Here is a 2,500-nt window from a genome sequence, read left to right on the forward strand (position 1 = left end):
GAGTTTTTGGAATTTGGTTGCGGGGGCAGGATTTGAACCTGCGGCCTTCAGGTTATGAGCCTGACGAGCTACCGGGCTGCTCCACCCCGCGTTAAGCGTAAATCCCTGCGGGATTTATCGCGGTGCGTAAACTGCTTGGCAGTTTACGCTTCTGCCGGAGCAAATTGCCGAAGGCGATTTGTCTCCTGCAAGGGACGCACTGCAAGTTTCCCTTGAACGACGAAAGGCCGCTTGTGAGCGGCCCTTTGGTCGGCTTAAGGGCCGTTAGTTTTCGTGGATTGAGAAGATATGTTGCGTTTTGCAGACCTGGCAGCGACCTACTCTCCCGCGTCTTGAGACGGAGTACCATTGGCGCAGGGGCGTTTCACGGCCGTGTTCGGAATGGGAACGGGTGCGGCCGCCCCGCAATGACCACCAGGTCAGCGAAGCGCAACATTGTGAGAAGCTGGTGAGGTCTTTCGACCTCTTTTTTAGTCTTTTGAACACGTCTTTGAACCTTTCCAGATCTGACGAGTGCTTTTGGCACCCATACAGGCCCGCGGCCGTCGCGCCTTTTGGCGCGGGCCGTCCGCAGCGTAGCGACCCATTGGGTCGCGTCAGCGTCAGGACAAAGGTCTTTGGCATCATCAAGCAAAGCTTGATGAGCACAAACAATGAGAACGATCAAGCCAATCGGGCGATTAGTACCGGTAAGCTTCATGCATTGCTGCACGTCCACACCCGGCCTATCAACGTGGTCGTCTTCCACGGCCCTGATAGGGAATACTCGTTTTCAGGTTGGTTTCCCGCTTAGATGCCTTCAGCGGTTATCCATTCCATATATAGCTACCCTGCTATGCCCTTGGCAGGACAACAGGTCCACCAGAGATATGTCCATCCCGGTCCTCTCGTACTAGGGACAGATCCTGTCAATATTCCTACACCCACGGCAGATAGGGACCGAACTGTCTCACGACGTTCTGAACCCAGCTCACGTACCGCTTTAATTGGCGAACAGCCAAACCCTTGGGACCTGCTCCAGCCCCAGGATGCGATGAGCCGACATCGAGGTGCCAAACAACCCCGTCGATATGGACTCTTGGGGGTCATCAGCCTGTTATCCCCGGCGTACCTTTTATCCGTTGAGCGATGGCCCTTCCACGCGGGACCACCGGATCACTATGACCGACTTTCGTCTCTGCTCGACTTGTCAGTCTCGCAGTCAGGCGGGCTTATGCCATTGCACTCGACGACCGATTTCCGACCGGTCTGAGCCCACCATCGCGCGCCTCCGTTACTCTTTCGGAGGCGACCGCCCCAGTCAAACTACCCACCATACACTGTCCCGGATCCGGATAACGGACCGCGGTTAGACATCCATGACGATAAGGGTGGTATTTCAAGGATGGCTCCACGAAGACTGGCGTCCCCGCTTCAAAGCCTACCACCTATCCTACACATGCCGACACGAATGCCAGTGTAAAGCTATAGTAAAGGTGCACGGGGTCTTTCCGTCTGACCGCAGGAACCCCGCATCTTCACGGGGAATTCAATTTCACTGAGTCTATGTTGGAGACAGCGGGGAAGTCGTTACGCCATTCGTGCAGGTCGGAACTTACCCGACAAGGAATTTCGCTACCTTAGGACCGTTATAGTTACGGCCGCCGTTTACTGGGGCTTCGATTCAAAGCTTGCACCTCTCCTCTTAACCTTCCAGCACCGGGCAGGCGTCAGACCCTATACGTCGTCTTTAGACTTCGCAGAGCCCTGTGTTTTTGATAAACAGTCGCTACCCCCTGGTCTGTGCCACCCCATTATGGTTGCCCAAAATGGGGTCACGCTTCTTCCGAAGTTACGCGTGCAATTTGCCGAGTTCCTTCAACATAGTTCTCTCAAGCGCCTTGGTATGCTCTACCTGACCACCTGTGTCGGTTTCGGGTACGGTCTATACGGTGGAGCTATTTCCTGGAACCGCCCCACTGCCCAACCAATCCAATAAGGTTGAACAATTTTTGCGATCCGTCACTACCACCAGGCCCACGAATATTAACGTGGTTCCCATCACCTACGCATTTCTGCCTCGGCTTAGGGGCCGGCTAACCCTGCTCAGATTAACTTTAAGCAGGAACCCTTGGTCTTTCGGCGAGAGGGTCTCTCACCCTCTTTATCGTTACTCATGTCAACATTCGCACTTCCGATACCTCCAGAGGCCCTCACGGGTCCTCCTTCACAGGCTTACGGAACGCTCCGCTACCACACGTCTTGCGACGTATCCTCAGCTTCGGTGCATGGCTTTAGCCCCGTTACATTTTCGGCGCAAAGACCCTTAATTAGACCAGTGAGCTGTTACGCTTTCTTTAAATGATGGCTGCTTCTAAGCCAACATCCTGGTTGTTTTGGGATCCTCACATCCTTTCCCACTTAGCCATGACTTGGGGACCTTAGCTGGAGGTCAGGGTTGTTTCCCTTTTCACGACGGACGTTAGCACCCGCCGTGTGTCTGCCGATTAGTACTCCCGGG

Annotated in this window: 1 tRNA gene and 2 rRNA genes (1 of these 3 cut by a window edge); all 3 read right to left on the reverse strand. The window is 54.6% G+C overall.

The features are described 5' to 3' along the window. Positions 1 to 14: 14 nt before the first annotated feature. Positions 15 to 91, reverse strand: a tRNA-Met gene (locus C5J24_RS31545). 213 nt (positions 92 to 304) lie between these two features. Continuing rightward, positions 305 to 419, reverse strand: a 5S ribosomal RNA gene (gene rrf / locus C5J24_RS31550). Between the two features lie 240 nt (positions 420 to 659). Continuing rightward, a 23S ribosomal RNA gene (locus tag C5J24_RS31555) occupies positions 660 to 2,500 on the reverse strand; it runs 958 nt beyond the window's last position.

It is taken from the genome of Neorhizobium sp. T25_27, assembly GCF_002968565.1.
GTDB lineage: Bacteria > Pseudomonadota > Alphaproteobacteria > Rhizobiales > Rhizobiaceae > Neorhizobium > Neorhizobium tomejilense.